This is a genomic window from Pedobacter sp. 10L46_2, from assembly GCF_056395165.1.
Genome location: NZ_JBFTIZ010000124.1, coordinates 1 through 16,160 on the forward strand (window position 1 = coordinate 1; position 16,160 = coordinate 16,160).

The 16,160-nt window shown below is 38.1% G+C and carries 14 protein-coding genes; 8 read left to right on the forward strand and 6 right to left on the reverse strand.

Annotated features, from left to right (window positions below; genetic code table 11):
• Together AC1DDX_RS14520 and AC1DDX_RS14525 are read right to left on the reverse strand one after the other, a co-directional pair.
• Positions 1-988 (reverse strand): carboxypeptidase-like regulatory domain-containing protein (locus tag AC1DDX_RS14520; protein ID WP_477622198.1); only part of this gene is annotated, 988 nt, incomplete at its 3' end.
• 716 nt (positions 989-1,704) lie between these two features.
• On the reverse strand, positions 1,705-2,397 hold the full coding sequence (locus AC1DDX_RS14525) for an alpha/beta hydrolase (protein WP_172660090.1): 693 nt from the start codon (positions 2,395-2,397) through the stop codon (positions 1,705-1,707).
• Between the two features lie 195 nt (positions 2,398-2,592).
• Here AC1DDX_RS14525 and AC1DDX_RS14530 point away from each other — a divergent pair, with 195 nt between their 5' ends.
• The 7 genes from AC1DDX_RS14530 to AC1DDX_RS14560 all read left to right on the forward strand — a co-directional run bounded on the left by AC1DDX_RS14530 (position 2,593) and on the right by AC1DDX_RS14560 (position 12,053).
• Positions 2,593-3,987, forward strand: a complete 1,395-nt coding sequence (locus AC1DDX_RS14530; protein ID WP_288879153.1) for a S41 family peptidase — start codon at positions 2,593-2,595, stop codon at positions 3,985-3,987.
• A 71-nt stretch (positions 3,988-4,058) separates the two neighbouring features.
• The gene (locus tag AC1DDX_RS14535) at positions 4,059-4,616 is read left to right on the forward strand and encodes an RNA polymerase sigma factor (protein ID WP_172660088.1); all 558 of its coding nucleotides are present in this window, start codon (positions 4,059-4,061) and stop codon (positions 4,614-4,616) included.
• Between the two features lie 92 nt (positions 4,617-4,708).
• Positions 4,709-5,698, forward strand: coding sequence for a FecR family protein (locus tag AC1DDX_RS14540; RefSeq protein ID WP_288879152.1), 990 nt, complete (start codon positions 4,709-4,711; stop codon positions 5,696-5,698).
• Positions 5,699-5,821: 123 nt separating this feature from the next.
• Positions 5,822-9,160: a TonB-dependent receptor gene (locus AC1DDX_RS14545; protein WP_288879151.1), complete on the forward strand. Its 3,339-nt coding sequence runs from the start codon at positions 5,822-5,824 to the stop codon at positions 9,158-9,160.
• A gap of 4 nt (positions 9,161-9,164) precedes the next feature.
• Positions 9,165-9,941 (forward strand): hypothetical protein, encoded by a 777-nt coding sequence (locus AC1DDX_RS14550; protein ID WP_172660085.1) that lies wholly within the window; start codon positions 9,165-9,167, stop codon positions 9,939-9,941.
• Positions 9,942-10,081: 140 nt separating this feature from the next.
• Positions 10,082-11,395 (forward strand): hypothetical protein, encoded by a 1,314-nt coding sequence (locus AC1DDX_RS14555; RefSeq protein WP_477622199.1) that lies wholly within the window; start codon positions 10,082-10,084, stop codon positions 11,393-11,395.
• A 217-nt stretch (positions 11,396-11,612) separates the two neighbouring features.
• On the forward strand, positions 11,613-12,053 hold the full coding sequence (locus AC1DDX_RS14560) for an SRPBCC family protein (RefSeq protein ID WP_172660083.1): 441 nt from the start codon (positions 11,613-11,615) through the stop codon (positions 12,051-12,053).
• Between the two features lie 9 nt (positions 12,054-12,062).
• Here the strand turns inward: AC1DDX_RS14560 and AC1DDX_RS14565 are convergent, their stop codons facing one another.
• Genes AC1DDX_RS14565 through hxlB form a run of 4 tightly spaced genes read right to left on the reverse strand, consistent with a single transcriptional unit; the run spans position 12,063 to position 15,056 of the window.
• Positions 12,063-13,466: a sulfatase-like hydrolase/transferase gene (locus tag AC1DDX_RS14565; RefSeq protein ID WP_172660082.1), complete on the reverse strand. Its 1,404-nt coding sequence runs from the start codon at positions 13,464-13,466 to the stop codon at positions 12,063-12,065.
• A gap of 11 nt (positions 13,467-13,477) precedes the next feature.
• Positions 13,478-13,789 carry an antibiotic biosynthesis monooxygenase family protein gene (locus AC1DDX_RS14570; protein ID WP_172660081.1) on the reverse strand — a complete coding sequence of 104 codons (312 nt, stop codon included), beginning with the start codon at positions 13,787-13,789 and terminating at the stop codon, positions 13,478-13,480.
• Positions 13,790-13,809: 20 nt separating this feature from the next.
• Complete coding sequence (gene hxlA, locus AC1DDX_RS14575) at positions 13,810-14,436, reverse strand: 3-hexulose-6-phosphate synthase (protein WP_477622200.1); 627 nt, start codon at positions 14,434-14,436, stop codon at positions 13,810-13,812.
• A gap of 29 nt (positions 14,437-14,465) precedes the next feature.
• Positions 14,466-15,056: a 6-phospho-3-hexuloisomerase gene (hxlB, locus tag AC1DDX_RS14580; protein ID WP_172660079.1), complete on the reverse strand. Its 591-nt coding sequence runs from the start codon at positions 15,054-15,056 to the stop codon at positions 14,466-14,468.
• Between the two features lie 203 nt (positions 15,057-15,259).
• Here hxlB and AC1DDX_RS14585 point away from each other — a divergent pair, with 203 nt between their 5' ends.
• On the forward strand, positions 15,260-16,132 hold the full coding sequence (locus AC1DDX_RS14585) for a helix-turn-helix domain-containing protein (RefSeq protein ID WP_288879150.1): 873 nt from the start codon (positions 15,260-15,262) through the stop codon (positions 16,130-16,132).
• Positions 16,133-16,160 lie beyond the last annotated feature (28 nt).

Below are 16,160 nucleotides of genomic sequence, written 5' to 3' on the forward strand. Positions count from 1 at the left end.
GTATTTGAGGACTGTTTTTTAGGTTATCATACGTTCCATAATGGTTGATCAGTTCCATTTTTGCGCGGCCTTCTTCTGCTCCTATCAGTACCTTATCAAGGTTTGGGCGTTCTGTAATACCATGGTAGGTAGAGAAATTAATTTGCGTTTTTCCGGTTAATCCTTTTTTTGTTGTGATAAGAATAACTCCATTGGCTCCACGAGATCCATAGACTGCTGCAGCTGATGCGTCTTTTAAAATATCGATGTTCTCAATATCACTAATAGGTATACCTGCTAAGACATCTGTACTGGTTCCGTTACCAAAATTCAAAGCCGCAATATCCTCCGTACTCTGCATTACGTTATCCACTACATATAGCGGTCCGCTAATCGCTCTGGCCAAGCTGGCTTTACCAGAAGCCGAATTGGGATTATTGTCGATGTTTCTGCTCACGGCGGTATTTCCGCGCAATACAACAGTACTTCTTACCCCTGGTTCGCCTGAAAAGTTCTGCACGTTTAATCCAGCAACACGACCTTGCAATAAGGTACTTAGGGACGGCGCCGGAACATCAGCAATAGATTTAGGATCAACTGAGGTTATAGCAGCACTGGCCTTTCTTCTGGAAACTTTCTGGTAACCAATAACAACTACATCATTTAACGTCTTTTGATCAGATTCCAGCTGAATTTCGATATTGGTATCACCAGCTTTTACTACAATTTCTTTTGCTTTATAACCAAGCATACGAAACACGATTGTACTTCCAACAGGCATGTTTATTGAATAACGCCCCTGATCGTCTGTAGAACTGCCGTTGTTGGTACTCTTATTTATTACCGACACCCCTGGTAATGGCTGATTGTCGGTTGCATCTTTAACGACACCGTTAATATGGATTGCTGTGGTGGATTGGGCGTAGCCACTAAAAAATATAGTTCCTAGTGCTATCTGCAATAGCATTAGTACGCCTAGTATTTTATTCTTATATAAAATTGCATTCATGAATTTTAAATTAATACCTGCTCCCTATTTGTCATCAGGAGTCCAGGAGTTCAGATTGATTGGTTTGGTTTGAAACATTAAAGTTTCCATTGGTTGGTTTAATTTTGATTGTTAGGTTATTCCATAGGCTAAATTGTTTTAGTTAGATTTATTTGTTTAATAGTCGGTTTATTATTATATGTTGATAATTTTTAGGTAAAACGATTTAGCTATTTAGAACTAATTTGGCTTAAATGTCAAAAAGTGAGCAAAAAAAGTTTGGTTTTTAAATAATCCGAATGAAAATCAGGCTACAAAGAATACAACACCCAACAATTCAATTATTTCATGAAGCTAAAGTAATATAATTTTAAATTCACTGGTATTTATTTTGATATTTTTAATAAAAAAACTTCAAAAACTAATAAAAAATAAAATAAATTAAATAAAAAAGCGTAAAAATATATGCTATACAAGAACTTAATACTCTATTTAACAAAATAAAAGCAACAAAACAACATTACAATTAAACTTAATAGAATATTTACTGTCATTGGCAACACAACAGAATATCTATTAGGAATATCTCAATAAAACCTAAGCTACTGACCGTATTTATAACTTTGAAATTCGTTTGGAGACATGGCAGCATGTTGCTTATAAAGACAAAACAATCCATTTATAAAAAACCGTATACCGGCTAACCGGTATACGGGTAAATATTCTTGATTTTATTTCTATGCGTTTTCAGCCGCCTTAACAATCATTTCTGCAACAAGTTCAGGTTGTGACATAAAAATAACGTGGCTCCCTTTAACTTCTTCGACAACGGTATTTGAACGTTTGTACATATTTCGCTGAATTTCAGGATTGATGCTTTTATCTTCAGTTGCAATTAATCCATATGAAGGTTTATTTCTCCAGGCAGCATCTGTAATTGGAGTTACAAAACCCTTTGCATAAAACGCACCCTGAGAGGCATACATAAACTCAGCTTCTTCAGCATCGATATCCGCACAGAAACCTGCGTGATATTTGTCTTTATCATAATAAACTATACCTTTTTCATCAGGCGGCAAAACGCCGTTTTCTGGTGCTGGCGGAGCAGTTTGCAGCCATTCCAAAGCTGATTCTCCATTATCTGGCTGGAATGCTGCGATATAAACAAGTGCAGCCACATTTGGATGATTCCCTGCTTCGGTAATTACAGCTCCACCCCATGAATGGCCAGCAAGAATAGCTGGTCCTCCTATTCTATCAAGCGCCACATGTGTAGCAAGGACATCATCCTCAAGTGAGGTTAATGGATTTTGTACCACTGAAACATTGAAACCTTTTTTTGTCAATACGTTATAAAGTGCTTTATAACCAGAACCATCAGCGAATGCGCCATGTACCAGAACAACATTCTTAACATTTAAATTTTCCATCGTTTTATTTTTTTATGAGTGATTGAACAATACAAAGTTGCACCATAAATTCTGGGTTAGGAATGGACAGTCTTCCCGAAGGATTGTAATTTTTTCCCTTTTTAACTTATTGTAATTAGAATAACTATCGTAACCGTAACTTAATCCTCGCTTAATCCGGATCATTTACCTTCATCTACGATTTAAAGTAGTGAAATGGCAATCTCTGGCAAGAAATTCAGCATATTCTGTATTAGTTGGCTCCTGCTTTCATTGCAATTTATTGCTTGTCGGAAATCTGACCCAGAAAAACCAGATTACCCTGCAGGTTCCAACGAAAAAATCAACAGCTGGGTATTAGACAGCATGCGGGTATACTACTATTGGCAAAATAGTCTACCTTCTAATCCAGAAATTACTAAAGCTCCTTTGGATTTTTTTTCATCAATTAAAAGTACTGAAGACAGATTTTCGAAATTAGTCAATCCAACTTTGCCAGAAAGCTACTATCCCTCACTGGTACATAATTTCGGATTTGACCTAGCGATTTATCGCGATAGTTCGGGAGAAACTAAGACGGTAGTGACTTTAGTTGTACCTGGCACTATAGCAGAGCACGATGGGCTGAAAAGAGGAAGTATTATTCTAAGTATTAATCAAACTACTCCGTCGGCTATAAATGCACCTAACCTCATCGCCGCAAGCATTAAACAGCGTAAAATAGTATTAAAACTTCAGCAAGGAGAAGAACTCATTCTCGGAGCAGCAATTGTGGCTGAAAATCCTGTATACAAATATAAAATCATCAGCAGTACCGGTAAATCTATTGCCTATCTGTTTCTAAATTCTTTCGAAGGGCGATCAAAATATGACCTTCAGAATGCTTTTGCCTATTTTAAACAAAATAATGCAACTGAACTCATATTAGACCTTCGATACAATCCAGGAGGAGATATCGCCATGAGCGCGGTAATGGCAGCCGCTATTGCACAGGTTCAGGCATCTGACGTATTTATAGAGTACAGGGGTAATAAGAATGCCCCCTTAAGAAGGGAAAATTTTGCCAGTACGATAGCCAATATTTCTGCAGGATACAATTTCAGTTTTGAAGAAATAGCTTCTATGCGCCTACAAATAAAACAGGTATTCATTTTAACCGGAAACCATACTGCTTCGGCAGCTGAATTTTTGATTAAGGGTTTAAGACCCTGGTTAAGCGTAATTCAGGTCGGGCAGAAAACCTTGGGCAAAGACATGGCTTCCTTTCAGATCAAGGAGAACGAGAATACCCATACTTTGGCCAATTGGAGCATAGAGCCTATGGTATTTAAATTATTTAATAGCAATAGTGAGGGAAATTACCCCACTGGCCTAAACCCTGATATCACAGTAGATGAATTCAGCGAAGATTTGATCCCTTTTGGTGATCAGGCTGATCCGCTGATAAAAACCGCAATCGGTCGAATTGCAGGAGAGTCACTAAAAAGATCGTCCTTAAGCAAGGACAACATCCAGATACTATTCGATTCAAGGGACATGATAGATCAGATCGGTAGATCTGTTAGTGTTACAAAAGTGCAAAGCCCACCTAAAGGATTAACAAATAGATAATTGTAAGTTAACTTAACTATGAGGTGCCTTAAATACTTTTGTGTACCATCAACCCTTATATTAAATGACCAATGAAAAACTTAGGACACAAAGTTGTGGAGGGCTTCATCAATGGCAATGAAGAATCTTTCAATCAAGTTTTTGACGTATTTAGTCGCTCCATATGGTCGTTCTTTTATCAAAACACTCGATCGAAGGAAATCACCGAAGAGCTGGTGAACAACACCTTTATGAGGTTATGGAAATACAGAAGTAATATAGAGCCTGAAAAGGGTATTAAAAATTACCTAAATAAAATTGCACGAAGCATATTTTACAATTGGCTGGAGCAAGTTTCCAGAGATGAGAAAATGAAAGAGCGGTATAGCTCCGATTGCAAGCACAACGAGCAAAATCAACAGGAATGCAATGACCTTGATACATCAATTGACCTTAAACTCTTAATTGATCATGTACATGCGCTTTTGCCAGAAAAAAGAAGAAAAGTCTTCCTCCTTTCCAGATTTGGCGGTATGTCTTATGCCGAAATCGCCTCACATCTTTCTATTGGAAAAGAAACGGTAAAAGACCACTTGTCTAAAGCATCGCAAACACTTTCAGCATTAAATAAGACGGGAGACTATATTTAAAATATATTTTACCCTCAAGCCCCCCTTACCCACAAGTTGTACTGTATATATTCATGTAAAGGCAGTTAATTGAACTGTCTGAATAATATACAATGGATAACGATAAAAGAAAAGAACTGCTCGAAAAATTTGCGAACAGAACATTAACGCCTAAAGAGCTTGACGAGTTTTGGATGATGATAAAATCCGGAGCACACCAGGAACTTTTGGACGAGGATATTGATTTAGAGCCTTTAAATGTCAGAGAAGTACCTGTAGACATAGATGAGTCCTTGTCAAATATAAAAAATAGTCTCTCTAGTCAGATTGCACAAAAAAAACACCCACTAAAGCTTATTTACAAAATCACCGCAGCTGTAGCAGCCATAGTTTTACTTGTTGGAGGGTTTAAAGGTCATCAATATTTCAATTATATACAGGACACAAAAACTTTTATTACGGTAAATGTTGCCGTTGGTAAAATGCAGAAATTGATTCTGGCGGACAGTTCAGTTGTTACAGTCTCTTCCGGATCAACTTTTAGCTATCCTAAAGCATTCACAAAAACAGAACGACGCGTTTTTCTTACAAATGGAAAGGCATTGTTTGAAGTAAAAAAAGATCCAAGTAAACCATTTAGTGTAGAATCCGGAGACTTACAGACTACAGCTTTAGGAACTTCTTTTACCGTTCAATACAATGAGAGTTACCAGTGGGAAAAAGTAAGCCTTTATACCGGAAAAGTAGTCATCAAACCGAGGAACAAGGCATCTAAACAAGCACCCGTATTCCTTACCCCAGGCAAGGCCTACGAATACAATTATGGCAGTGGAAACATGAGTAGGTTTGATGTGGTTGTTAATGATCCAATTGGCAAACCAGAATTACTTTTTGAGCATACTTCCCTTAATGAGGCCTTATTTAGAATTAGCTCTTATTACAAAATAAGGATTGACTTCAATCCCAAAACCACACTTTCATTTACAGTTAACGGAGATTTCAGCAATCAAACTGTTGATGAAACATTAAAAAACCTTGCATTTATTCACCAATTAAAATTTAAGAAAACTGACAGTTTAAACTACAGATTAATGAAGAAATAAGCTACTAAAAATTAAATCTCAAAAAGAAAGTGCCGTTCGGTAAAACGGCACTTTACAATGCGGGAGCAACCCGCTACTAAAAATTAAATTTCATACTAATAGTAAAAAATTTGTAACAAAAATATGCATTTTAAGATTCATATCCTAACGGATAAATTCATACAAAAAAAACCTAACAGCCTTAAATTCAACCTCTCATTTTTATTTATTCTGTTCGCCACACCTTTATTTTCTCAGGCATATAAAGATATCAGTATACCAGTAAGCATTCATTTTACAAAAGTAAAGGCCTCTGCCCTTCTTAAGGAGCTGAATAAGCAAACAAATTACAAATTTTACTATGATGATATGCTGGAACAGGTTGAACTGGAAAGCCTCAATTATACAAAAGCACCTTTAGGGAAAGTGCTCTCAGAAATGACTCCGTTAGGATTTGGATTCTCCCTTGCTAACAACTCCATTTCGGTAAGGTATTCCAAAGCTTCTTCCAATATAAAGCGTATTAAGCAAGGCAAGATCACAGGAAAGGTGATTGACGAAAAGGGACAGCCTATGCCTGGAGCTGGTATAAAAATAATTGAGAACGGAAAGGTTATTCAAAGTAGTGTTGATGGCACATATTCCATAAGCATTGATCCGGGAACTTACACCTTAGAGGTAAGCTATGTAAGTTATCTGGCAAAACGTATTGGAGGTATACTGGTTGAGGAAGGCAAAACCACACCGCTTAGCATCGCTATGCAACCAGCTAATGAAATGCTGAAACAGGTGGTTGTACAGGGTAGTTATAAAAAAGAATCAATTGCCGGACTTTATGCCCAGCAAAAAAATGCAGCATCATTAACCGACGGTATCTCAGCCGAGCAAATTGCGAAAACACCCGACAATAATGTAGGTGCTGTGTTAAAAAGAATTAGTGGTGTAACAACTCTTGATAATAAGTATGTGGTTGTCCGTGGTTTAACAGAGCGCTACAATCAGGCCATGATAGATGGAATTGTAGTTCCCAATACAGATATGAACAGGCGTAATTTTTCTTTTGACCTGATACCTAATGAACTAGTGGCCAGTGTTGTGGTAAATAAAACAGCAACACCTGATGTGTCTTCAGAGTTTGTTGGCGGACAAGTTATTGTAAATACATTAAGTATCCCCGATCAGAATTTCTTAACGTTAAGCTTTGGAAGCGGTGGGAACACTCAAACTACCGGAAAAGATTTTTTAACTGCCGGAGGAAGAGCAAATAAAGATTATTTTGCATTTGATGATGGCAGACGTGAAAAGCCTGCCGGTCTTGTTTCGTGGAGCTTTGCAAATCGGCAGGACGACCCAAGAATAGAGCATACAGACGAAACAGGATATAAAACCGGCTACAGTGGCGCTATTGAACAAAGTAAAAAATTCGATAACAAGTCATTTGCGATTTACAAAAACCAGGCAATCCCAAATCAAAACTACCGCTTTACTTTAGGGCGTGTATACGAGATTAATGAACAAAAAGGACTTAAAATTGGCTTTACCGGTGGGTTGACATATCGTAATACGCAGCAAAGCAATGAATTTGAATCGGCCAGAAGTTTTGGGGCGCTTATTGATGGTTTTAAATCTCCTGATACACTTGGCCGTGGTACAGGCTATATATTCAATACCACAATTGGTGCAGTATTAAATGGAGGTATACAAGGTGAGAAATTCAAATTAAACCTCAGGAATTTATATACAAAAACGCTCAATGAGGATTTTTACCAAACAATTTTATTAGAAGATTCACAACAGAGTTTGTTCCAGACTAATCTTGTTGATCCTGTTTTCAGCAGCATAAATCAGCATAAAATAGAAGGCGAGCACCTTATAGGTAGCAATGGATTTAAATTAAGCTGGAGTGGAGCTTACACCCATTTAAATCAGGCACACAAAGACCTCAGGAGTTTTAAATATCTCCAAATGAAAAACACGCTTGGAAAGTTTTATCAACAACCCAATGTAATGGCGGTGGACGATTTGAAAGACAATTACTCTGGTGACTATCGTTTATGGAGTGCAGTGAATCAGGATGATTTAAACTGGTCTTTGAATTTAAGCCAGCCATTTAATTTTTTGAACGAGAAGAGTTTGTTAAAAACAGGATATACCGGCTGGTACAAAGAAAGAAATCAGGATGTAACTATTGCAAAAATATACGGTAAGAGTAGAAATGCTGAGCCGGTAGGTGCCCCTGATTATATAGATAAATATGAAGACCTTTTAACTCCAGAGCGTGTAGGCTATGGGTTAAATCAAGCCTATTACTGGCTTGATATTGGGAATGGAGACATCAGCAAGGCAAATTCAAAATATCACGCAGGTTATTTAATGCTGGATCAGCTTCTTACCAAAAAGTTGCGCCTGGTATATGGAGTTCGTGCTGAAAACTTCAATCTACAGAATAAACAGGAAGCCGAGATAAGAAAAAGAGAGCAGGAAGAACAAAAATTTCCAGACAAAATATATCAAGGCACGGTACCAGAACAAACAGGTGAAAAAAACTGGTATTTTCTTCCCTCTGCGAATGCGATTTACAGTCTGACTTCAAAAATGAACTTTAGAGGTGCATATAGCCAAACGATCATACGTCCGGATTTTAGAGAAACCCAGGTTTATGGTTTTCCTGATCCTCTATTACAGGCATTTATTATTGGAGGCAATATTAAAAGCACCCGCGTACAAAATATTGACCTTCGTTATGAGTTCTATCCTAATCCCGATGAAATTATCTCCATATCGGCATTTCACAAAAAACTAGACAAGCCCGTGGAGCTGGTGAATGAAACACCTCATGCAACTCAAACTACTTTGACCTATAAAAATCAGCATTCTGCAATAAATTATGGATTTGAAATGGAATGGCGCAAATCTCTGGGTATCATTGCCGAAGAATTGAAAAATTTTAGCTTGTATGGAAACGCTGCGGTAATTTGGAGCGAAATAAAAACATTTCAAAAGATGGAAAATCCTGATTTTAATCCGGATAAACCAAAAGACGCACCTCGGTATATTGATGTAATACAATCATTAAAGCGACCATTAATTGGTCAATCTCCATACATTATCAATGCGGGACTCGCTTATCAGTCCAAGTATTTCGGGACAAATGTTTCTTTCAACAGGTCCGGTTTTCGTTCTTATATCGTATCCACTCCTTCTGCTACGGAATTTCAACGGCCTAGAAGTCTATTGGACCTGCAGCTGAGTGGAAGAATTCTTAAACAAAAGGCGGAGATCAAACTGAACATCAGCAATATACTCAACGCAGCAGACGAGTATTATACCAACGCGAACTCCTGGTCAGAAACCTCCGATTCATTAGAGCCTTTCAAAAAACTAAAGGGAACAGACAGGTACGAACCTGAATTAGGAGACTTATTACGCTACCGGGTTAAGTACGGCCGCAGCTACAACTTATCTTTTACTTATAACTTTTAAAGGCATGTCATTCTATAAAAAAATAATCCTTTTAACACTGTCACTAGGTTGTTTCCTACTTGCATGCAAGAAGGAAATTGCACTAACAGCTCAGCGATTTGGAAAAATAAATTTTGGAAATCAAACATTGGTTAATCCATTGATCATCGATTATAACGGAACCACAATTTCGGTGGGACTTGATCTCACTAAAAATATCAAAGTTCCCATTGGAAAAGGCAAATTGAGTTTTAAAGACGACAAAGGCAAGGTATTAACTGATACAATTATTACTGTTGAAGAGAACGGCATCAAGAATTTAGTACTGTTTCAACCTTCGTCTGAGGCAAAGCCAGCATTAGTTGAAAATACCCAGGAAAATGAGCCGAAACCCGAAGAAGGTTTTATGAAAATTAAAATTGCCAATCTCGCGCAAAAATGTTTACCGAAAAACGTAGATATCATTATAAAAATGTTTGACAATAATCTTGGAGATTTTGCTGATCTGGATACCATTGAAAACGTTAGCTCTAACTTCGGAGGATACACTAACTACAAAACCTTTACTCCTGTAACTGGCGACGGCTACCTCATATTCTATATTATCGATTCCACAACAAAACAACCTTTACATGAAGGTTTTGCTGGGGTTGTTGATATTAACGATTATAATAATGGAATCTTTTACAATATCATCACCTTATATATCAATGAGCAGACTGTAGAAGCATCAGGTGCGAATATGGTGGGTACTGACGGCAAACCCTACCAAGTGCAGGTAAACGCATTATTTATGAATTAAATCGGCCTATCTTTATATAAATAAATACTTAATATAAATAACATAACAATTTGAATATTAAATTATTAAAATAAATAAATAATATTAATTTAACACTACATCCCTTAACTTAGCAGTACTAAAAATTAAAATCAAAAAAAATGGTAAAACATTTGAAAAACGCAGGCCTGGTAGCTATGGTAGCCGCCGCCGCTCTTACAGTATCAAGCTGTAAAAAAGATCAAAACAACGACGGAAGCGGTAACTTCAATCGTTCTTTATCAGCAGGATTTTCGAATCCAACTCAAAGTATTCCGGTAAACACAGATGGTGTGATCCAGGACAACTTTGACGGAAATGCAACAGACAACATCATTAATCTAACCAGCAGCAAAGTTTGGTTAATTGATGGAGTTAGTTATGTACCTTCTGGTAAAACTTTAAAAATTCCTGCAGGAACAATTCTTTCCTCAGGAGTAGACAAAAACTACACCGGTACTCAAACCAATCCTGATACAGGATTACCGGAAACTGTTACCAAACCAATCCACGGTGTTCTAGTAGTAGTTAAAGGTGCTAAAATTGATGCTGTAGGTACTGAGGCTTTGCCAATTGTATTTACCTCTCCGGCAGCTCCAGGTAGTCGTGTTGCAGCAGATTTTGGTGGTATCATTTTATTAGGTAGTGCACAAACTAATAAACCAACCACTACTGTAATCGAAGGATTACCTACTCCTCCTGCTGGCGTTGATGTTAGTTATGGTGGATCAACAACTGCCGACAATTCAGGAACATTAAAGTATGTAAGGATTGAATATCCTGGATTTAAACTTTTTGCTGACAATGAAATCAATGGTTTAACCTTAGGTGGTGTTGGTTCTGGTACTACTTTAGATCACATCCAGGTAACCTACTCAGCTGATGACAGTTTTGAATTCTTCGGTGGAACTGTAAATGCAACTTACCTTGTAGCTGCTGGTGGCGATGATGATGATTTCGATTTCGATTTTGGATATACTGGTTCTATCCAGTATGCAGTTGGGTTAAAAGCAATCAATTCTACTCACAGTACTTCATCTGGAAGTTCTGATGCAAATGGTATTGATTCAGGTCTTGACATTCAGAATTCTGTGATCGCTGGTTTCCCTGCAGGTGTTATCTATGAAGGTGGTGCTTCAGGTACTTATACCAATAACATCCTGCATGCTTTTGCCGCAGCAGGTGGTTCTGTAACTCCTGACAATACTGGTGCTTCTGCAAATGCTTATCTAAAATTAGGTTCTGCACTCCCTACTTCTTTCTACGCAGGCCCTACAGCAGCAAATTATACAACTTATAGCTATAGCCCTGATGTATTGATCCCTCAGGCAACTTCTCCGGTAGGAACCCGTGGTGCAATTGCAGCCGGAACAGCTGCTGGTACTACCTGGTTAAAAACCTGGACAGAGTTTAATGCTCAGAAAAAAGTTTATTAACCCTCAATTCCCCTTGTTCCCAGAGCAGCCATTTCATGGCTGCTCTTTTTTATGTTGAAAAAATCTGCCCTATCCAAACCATATAAAAATGAAGCTGTTTATAAGAGATAAAACAAGTCGTAATTAAGCCCTTAAATTGTCGCATCAATACCTCATACGCGCTTACTTTTTTCTATAGTTTTGTTAAACAATATATTAACCCTAAAAAAATATTACTATGAAAACATTACAGTTCACAAAAGAGATCAAAGCACCGGCCCAAAAAGTTTGGAGCACGCTTTGGAATGAGCCAACTTATTCACAATGGACAGACGCCTTTAATCCTGGTGGTGGTTCCAAAGTAGAAAGTGATTGGAAGGTTGGTGGTAAAACACTCTTCCTGGATGGAAAAGGTAATGGTATGGTTAGTACCATTAAAATAAAAAATGAGCCTTATCACATCGTGTTTGAGCATTTAGGTGAAGTAATAGATGGCAAAGAAGATACCACCAGCGAAAGGGTGAAAAGCTGGGCAGGCTCCCTGGAAGAATACCATCTTTCTGAAGACAATGGTATTACTAAACTTAAAGCTTCTGTGCAGGTAGGCGAAGAATGGGAGGAGGTTATGAATAACGGCTTTACCAAGGGCCTGGAAGAAGTAAAAAAACTTTCAGAATAGATAAAATAATTATTTTAGTTTAGGAAGTGATGTCCACCATTTATCCAATTTGGTTTTCAATCCCTGAACAATTTTTGGGTTATCTGCGGCCAGGTCTTTGGATTCATTTTGATCTTTTTGAATGTTATACAGTTGTGCATTGCTACCATCGCTGTTCATCAAAAGCTTCCACTGCCCTGACCGTATAGCCAGATTAGGACTTTTATCGCGACCTTTGGGAAATTTAAATGCGATATCATTACGGCCATATTCCCAATACATATCCATATTTCTGGGAGATGGCTTTCCCAGCAACGCTGTACTACGGTCTTTACCGTCGCCGCGATAGCTGCTAGGTAGTTTTACCCCTGCTATTTTAGCTAATGAAGGTAACAAATCAAGTGCGCTTAATACCGAGGTCTCGTCGGTTGTACCGGGTGTTATGTGGCCCGGCCAACTGATCATAAATGGCATGCGGGTGCCCCCCTCATACAAAGAAAGTTTAGTACCGCGTAATCCGGCAGCCCGAGTGCCTCTAAAGCTTGGCAGCGGCCCATTATCGCTGGTAAAAATAACAATGGTGTTTTTATCTAGCCCAAGCTTTTTCAACCCATCCAGCAGCCTGCCAATCTGGATATCGTATTCTTTTAATACCAATTTAAATGCAGCCTCTTCTTCCGGATTCATCGGATATTGGCCTGTATATTCTGTTTCTTTTCGAGGTACCCATGGAGTATGTACATCATCAGGCCATAAATTAATAAAACAAGGTTGTCCTTTATGTTTCTGCATAAATTCCAATGTTTTATCTACAAAGTATTTAGTACGGTCCCATCGTTTTATACTATCTTTTTCAGACCAGATCCAGTTTGTAGCAGTAATTAAAGGATCGGGATCAGGACTTTCGTAGGTACTAGCATGCTCATCAAACCCATATTTCTCAAATCCAGGCGCATTGGTAACATCACGGCCTCCACCCAAATGCCATTTTCCGAAATGTCCTGTAGCATATCCGGCGCTTTTAAAAATTTTAGCAATAGTGGGTGCTTCAGGGTCAAGAAAATCTGCTTGCTGCGCATTACGGTTATGTTTGCGATTATCTAAGTAAGTCGAAAAATTCCATCTTGCTGGATAGTTACCTGTTATAAAACCCGCCCTTGATGGGGAACAGATTGGCGCAGCACTGTAAAAATGAGTAAATTTCCTGCCGTTAGCAGCAATCCTGTCAATATTGGGTGTAGGTACAAAATTACCCCCAAAACTACTCACATCGCTATACCCCATATCATCAGTAAGTATATAAATTATATTTGGCCTGTTAACCGGCGGATTAGGTTTTGCTTTCGAAGGAAATACCCACCCCAGCAAAGGCACTAGTATAAATGCAATTATTCCGAAAGCTTGTAATTTCCTTTTCTTTTGATTTAATAACATATTTTACGCCTTTAATGTGCTGGTAACGGATTGGTAACCACAACATGAAAGTGTTCTACTATTGGAAATGGATCGTAATAATGATGTAAAGCCTCTTTCCAATTGTTATATACTTCAGATTGTCTGAATCCAATTGTATGGTCTTCGAGATTTTCCCATTCAACAAGTAATAAGTATTTGTTGTCTTGTTCAATACATTTCTGCAAACTATGTCTGATGTATCCGGTTATTGAACTTATATATTGACCCGCTTCTATAAAATCTGATTCAAATTGATCATTTCGTCCTTCCTTAATATACAGGGCAGCAACTTCTAATATCATATTGGGCTTTTTGTTAATGATTAACAATATAGAAAATTATAAATTGAAAATGAATTAAGAAGGTCTTTCAATTGATAAATTGCTGCACCTGCAACTATCACTTTTGCTCCCGCTTCGACAACAGCGACCACATTACTGATGTTTACACCACCCGCTACAGAAACAGGAACTCCAACTCTTGCAGCTTCGTCTATCAATACCTGAATTGAATAACCATCTGTCCACTGTTCGTCTAAACCAGCGTGAAGCTCTACAAATTCCACTCCCAGTTTACTTACTTCCTGAGCGCGTCTCACCCGATCCGGATAACCAATCGTGTCTACAACAACCCCTTTGCCATGGGCTTTTGCTGCTTTAACAGCGCCAATGATTGTAGCATCTCCCGCTGCTCCCATTACTGTAACTAAGTCTGCACCAGCAGTAAAGGCGACATCAGCTTCCAACTCACCTGCATCTGCAGTTTTAAGGTCTGCAAAAACCAATTTATCAGGATGCGCGTTTTTCATCGCTGTAATAACTGCCGACCCCATGTTCTTAATCAGAGGTGTCCCCAGTTCAATAATATCTACATAGGGTGCTACTTTAGCTGCCAATGCCAATGCCTCTTTTGTGGTTAATAAATCTATTGCTACTTGTAATTTTGCCATAATGATAATATATAATTGATTGATTGTATTTATTCAAGATTTGCATGCCTTTTCCATAGCTCTGCGGCTGGTATACCATTAAATTTCCACAATGACTGAAATACTGAATCCATTAATAACAGCAAGAATTGCTCAAACAAACTTCCTGCATATTGCCTAGAGCGACTGCTCTCAAGATCTTGCTTTCCTGCTGCAGGTATCAAAATTAATTGATCTGCAAGACCAGAAAGTAGCGAGTGCTCTTGAGTTGAGATCGCGACAACAATGGCTTCAACTTCCTTTGCCTTCTGTGCCGCCCTTACAATTGTACTAGTTGTTCCGGATCCGGAGGCCGCAATTAATAGATCTCCTTTTAGTATGGCAGGCGTAATGGTTTCGCCCACAAAGTAAACTTTAAGCCCCAGGTGCATAAATCGCATTGCAGCCGACCGCATCGCAAAACCAGAACGCCCGGCTGCAATAATAAAAATATGATTAGCAGACCCAACATAATTAACCAGAGTGGCCACTTCGTTGAAATCCATTTGTTTTAACAACCAGGTATTTTCAACTAAAATCATCTCCAGACTGGCACGGATATCATTAGCAATCTGCTTCTCACTTATGTTTTCAATCTCCATTTTTCTTATTGTTTAATCCTCCGTAAAAGTAATGAGGGCTAATCGGTTTAGCCTTACACAATCAGCGCATTATGTGGGACAATCAGGAAAATAAAGGGTCAAAAAGTCATAAATAAGCCACAAAAAAAGAAGGGTTTCCGAATAGTCCACCATAATTTCCCAATCGTCCAATACAACAAACTCATAGTCCTTATCTTTATGCCATGATAAATGCAGCACTGCAACCGGGACTTGAAAAATCGTTAATTTATATACGGAATTTGGGTAATTGCCCTCCGAGTTATCTTAATGACCCCGGACGGAAGGATTTTTTTGAGATTGTCTGGCTAAAAAATGAAGAAGCCCTACACGCACTAAAAGACACAGAACTGGAGGCAAAGGCTGACTGGATTTATCTGATCCCCCCATATAGGGTTCATCAATTGAATAAAGCGGGAAAAAATGGCGAGCTGATTTCTTTTAAAAGAAGTATGCTGGAAGAAGAAGATAAAGAATTTCTTCTTGATCTTTTCAAAATATTTAATGTACAGGGTGAATTTTCCTGCCTCAGGCTAAATGAAACATCAGCCACTGAACTTTCGGGAATATTCCAATTACTGGATAAAGAATATACCAGCAATAATATTATTATGGTAAGGGCATTGCTCAAAGTTTTTTTGCTTAAACTGATCCAGGTAAAAGAACATGAATTCACCACCCAGGATATCCATCAAAAAAGGGTATATGAATTTTTAATGCTGTTGGAAAGTAATTACCAGCAAGTTCGAAACACTGATTTTTATGCAGGCAAATTAGGGATTAGTTCTAAACGCCTCAACCAAATCCTTAAGGACAAACTAAATAAGACAGGTATGCAACTGATTCATGACAGACTTATTTTGGAGGCAAAACGCAGTATCATTCACAGCGAGAATACCATTAAAGAGATTGCTTATGAGTTGGGTTTTTCTGACCGTCCGTACTTTAGCCGATTCTTTAAAAAGCAAACCGGGCAAACACCAGAAGAATTTCAGAAACAAGCCAAAACTCATATAAAGATAAAATTCAACACTTTAGTTGGCGATATAGAAGGCTAAACTTGGGTATTGATTATATCTTATGTAT

What these genes read in the sequence shown, in the direction of transcription:
- AC1DDX_RS14570 (WP_172660081.1), bottom strand. Translation starts at nt 13,789, where the DNA reads ATGATATTAGAAGTTGCTGCCCTGTATATTAAGGAAGGACGAAATGAT.
- AC1DDX_RS14565 (WP_172660082.1), bottom strand. Translation starts at nt 13,466, where the DNA reads ATGTTATTAAATCAAAAGAAAAGGAAATTACAAGCTTTCGGAATAATT.
- AC1DDX_RS14560 (WP_172660083.1), top strand. Translation starts at nt 11,613, where the DNA reads ATGAAAACATTACAGTTCACAAAAGAGATCAAAGCACCGGCCCAAAAA.
- AC1DDX_RS14585 (WP_288879150.1), top strand. Translation starts at nt 15,260, where the DNA reads ATGATAAATGCAGCACTGCAACCGGGACTTGAAAAATCGTTAATTTAT.
- AC1DDX_RS14545 (WP_288879151.1), top strand. Translation starts at nt 5,822, where the DNA reads ATGCATTTTAAGATTCATATCCTAACGGATAAATTCATACAAAAAAAA.
- AC1DDX_RS14530 (WP_288879153.1), top strand. Translation starts at nt 2,593, where the DNA reads ATGGCAATCTCTGGCAAGAAATTCAGCATATTCTGTATTAGTTGGCTC.
- hxlB (WP_172660079.1), bottom strand. Translation starts at nt 15,056, where the DNA reads ATGGAGATTGAAAACATAAGTGAGAAGCAGATTGCTAATGATATCCGT.
- AC1DDX_RS14535 (WP_172660088.1), top strand. Translation starts at nt 4,059, where the DNA reads ATGAAAAACTTAGGACACAAAGTTGTGGAGGGCTTCATCAATGGCAAT.
- AC1DDX_RS14540 (WP_288879152.1), top strand. Translation starts at nt 4,709, where the DNA reads ATGGATAACGATAAAAGAAAAGAACTGCTCGAAAAATTTGCGAACAGA.
- AC1DDX_RS14555 (WP_477622199.1), top strand. Translation starts at nt 10,082, where the DNA reads ATGGTAAAACATTTGAAAAACGCAGGCCTGGTAGCTATGGTAGCCGCC.
- hxlA (WP_477622200.1), bottom strand. Translation starts at nt 14,436, where the DNA reads ATGGCAAAATTACAAGTAGCAATAGATTTATTAACCACAAAAGAGGCA.
- AC1DDX_RS14550 (WP_172660085.1), top strand. Translation starts at nt 9,165, where the DNA reads ATGTCATTCTATAAAAAAATAATCCTTTTAACACTGTCACTAGGTTGT.
- AC1DDX_RS14525 (WP_172660090.1), bottom strand. Translation starts at nt 2,397, where the DNA reads ATGGAAAATTTAAATGTTAAGAATGTTGTTCTGGTACATGGCGCATTC.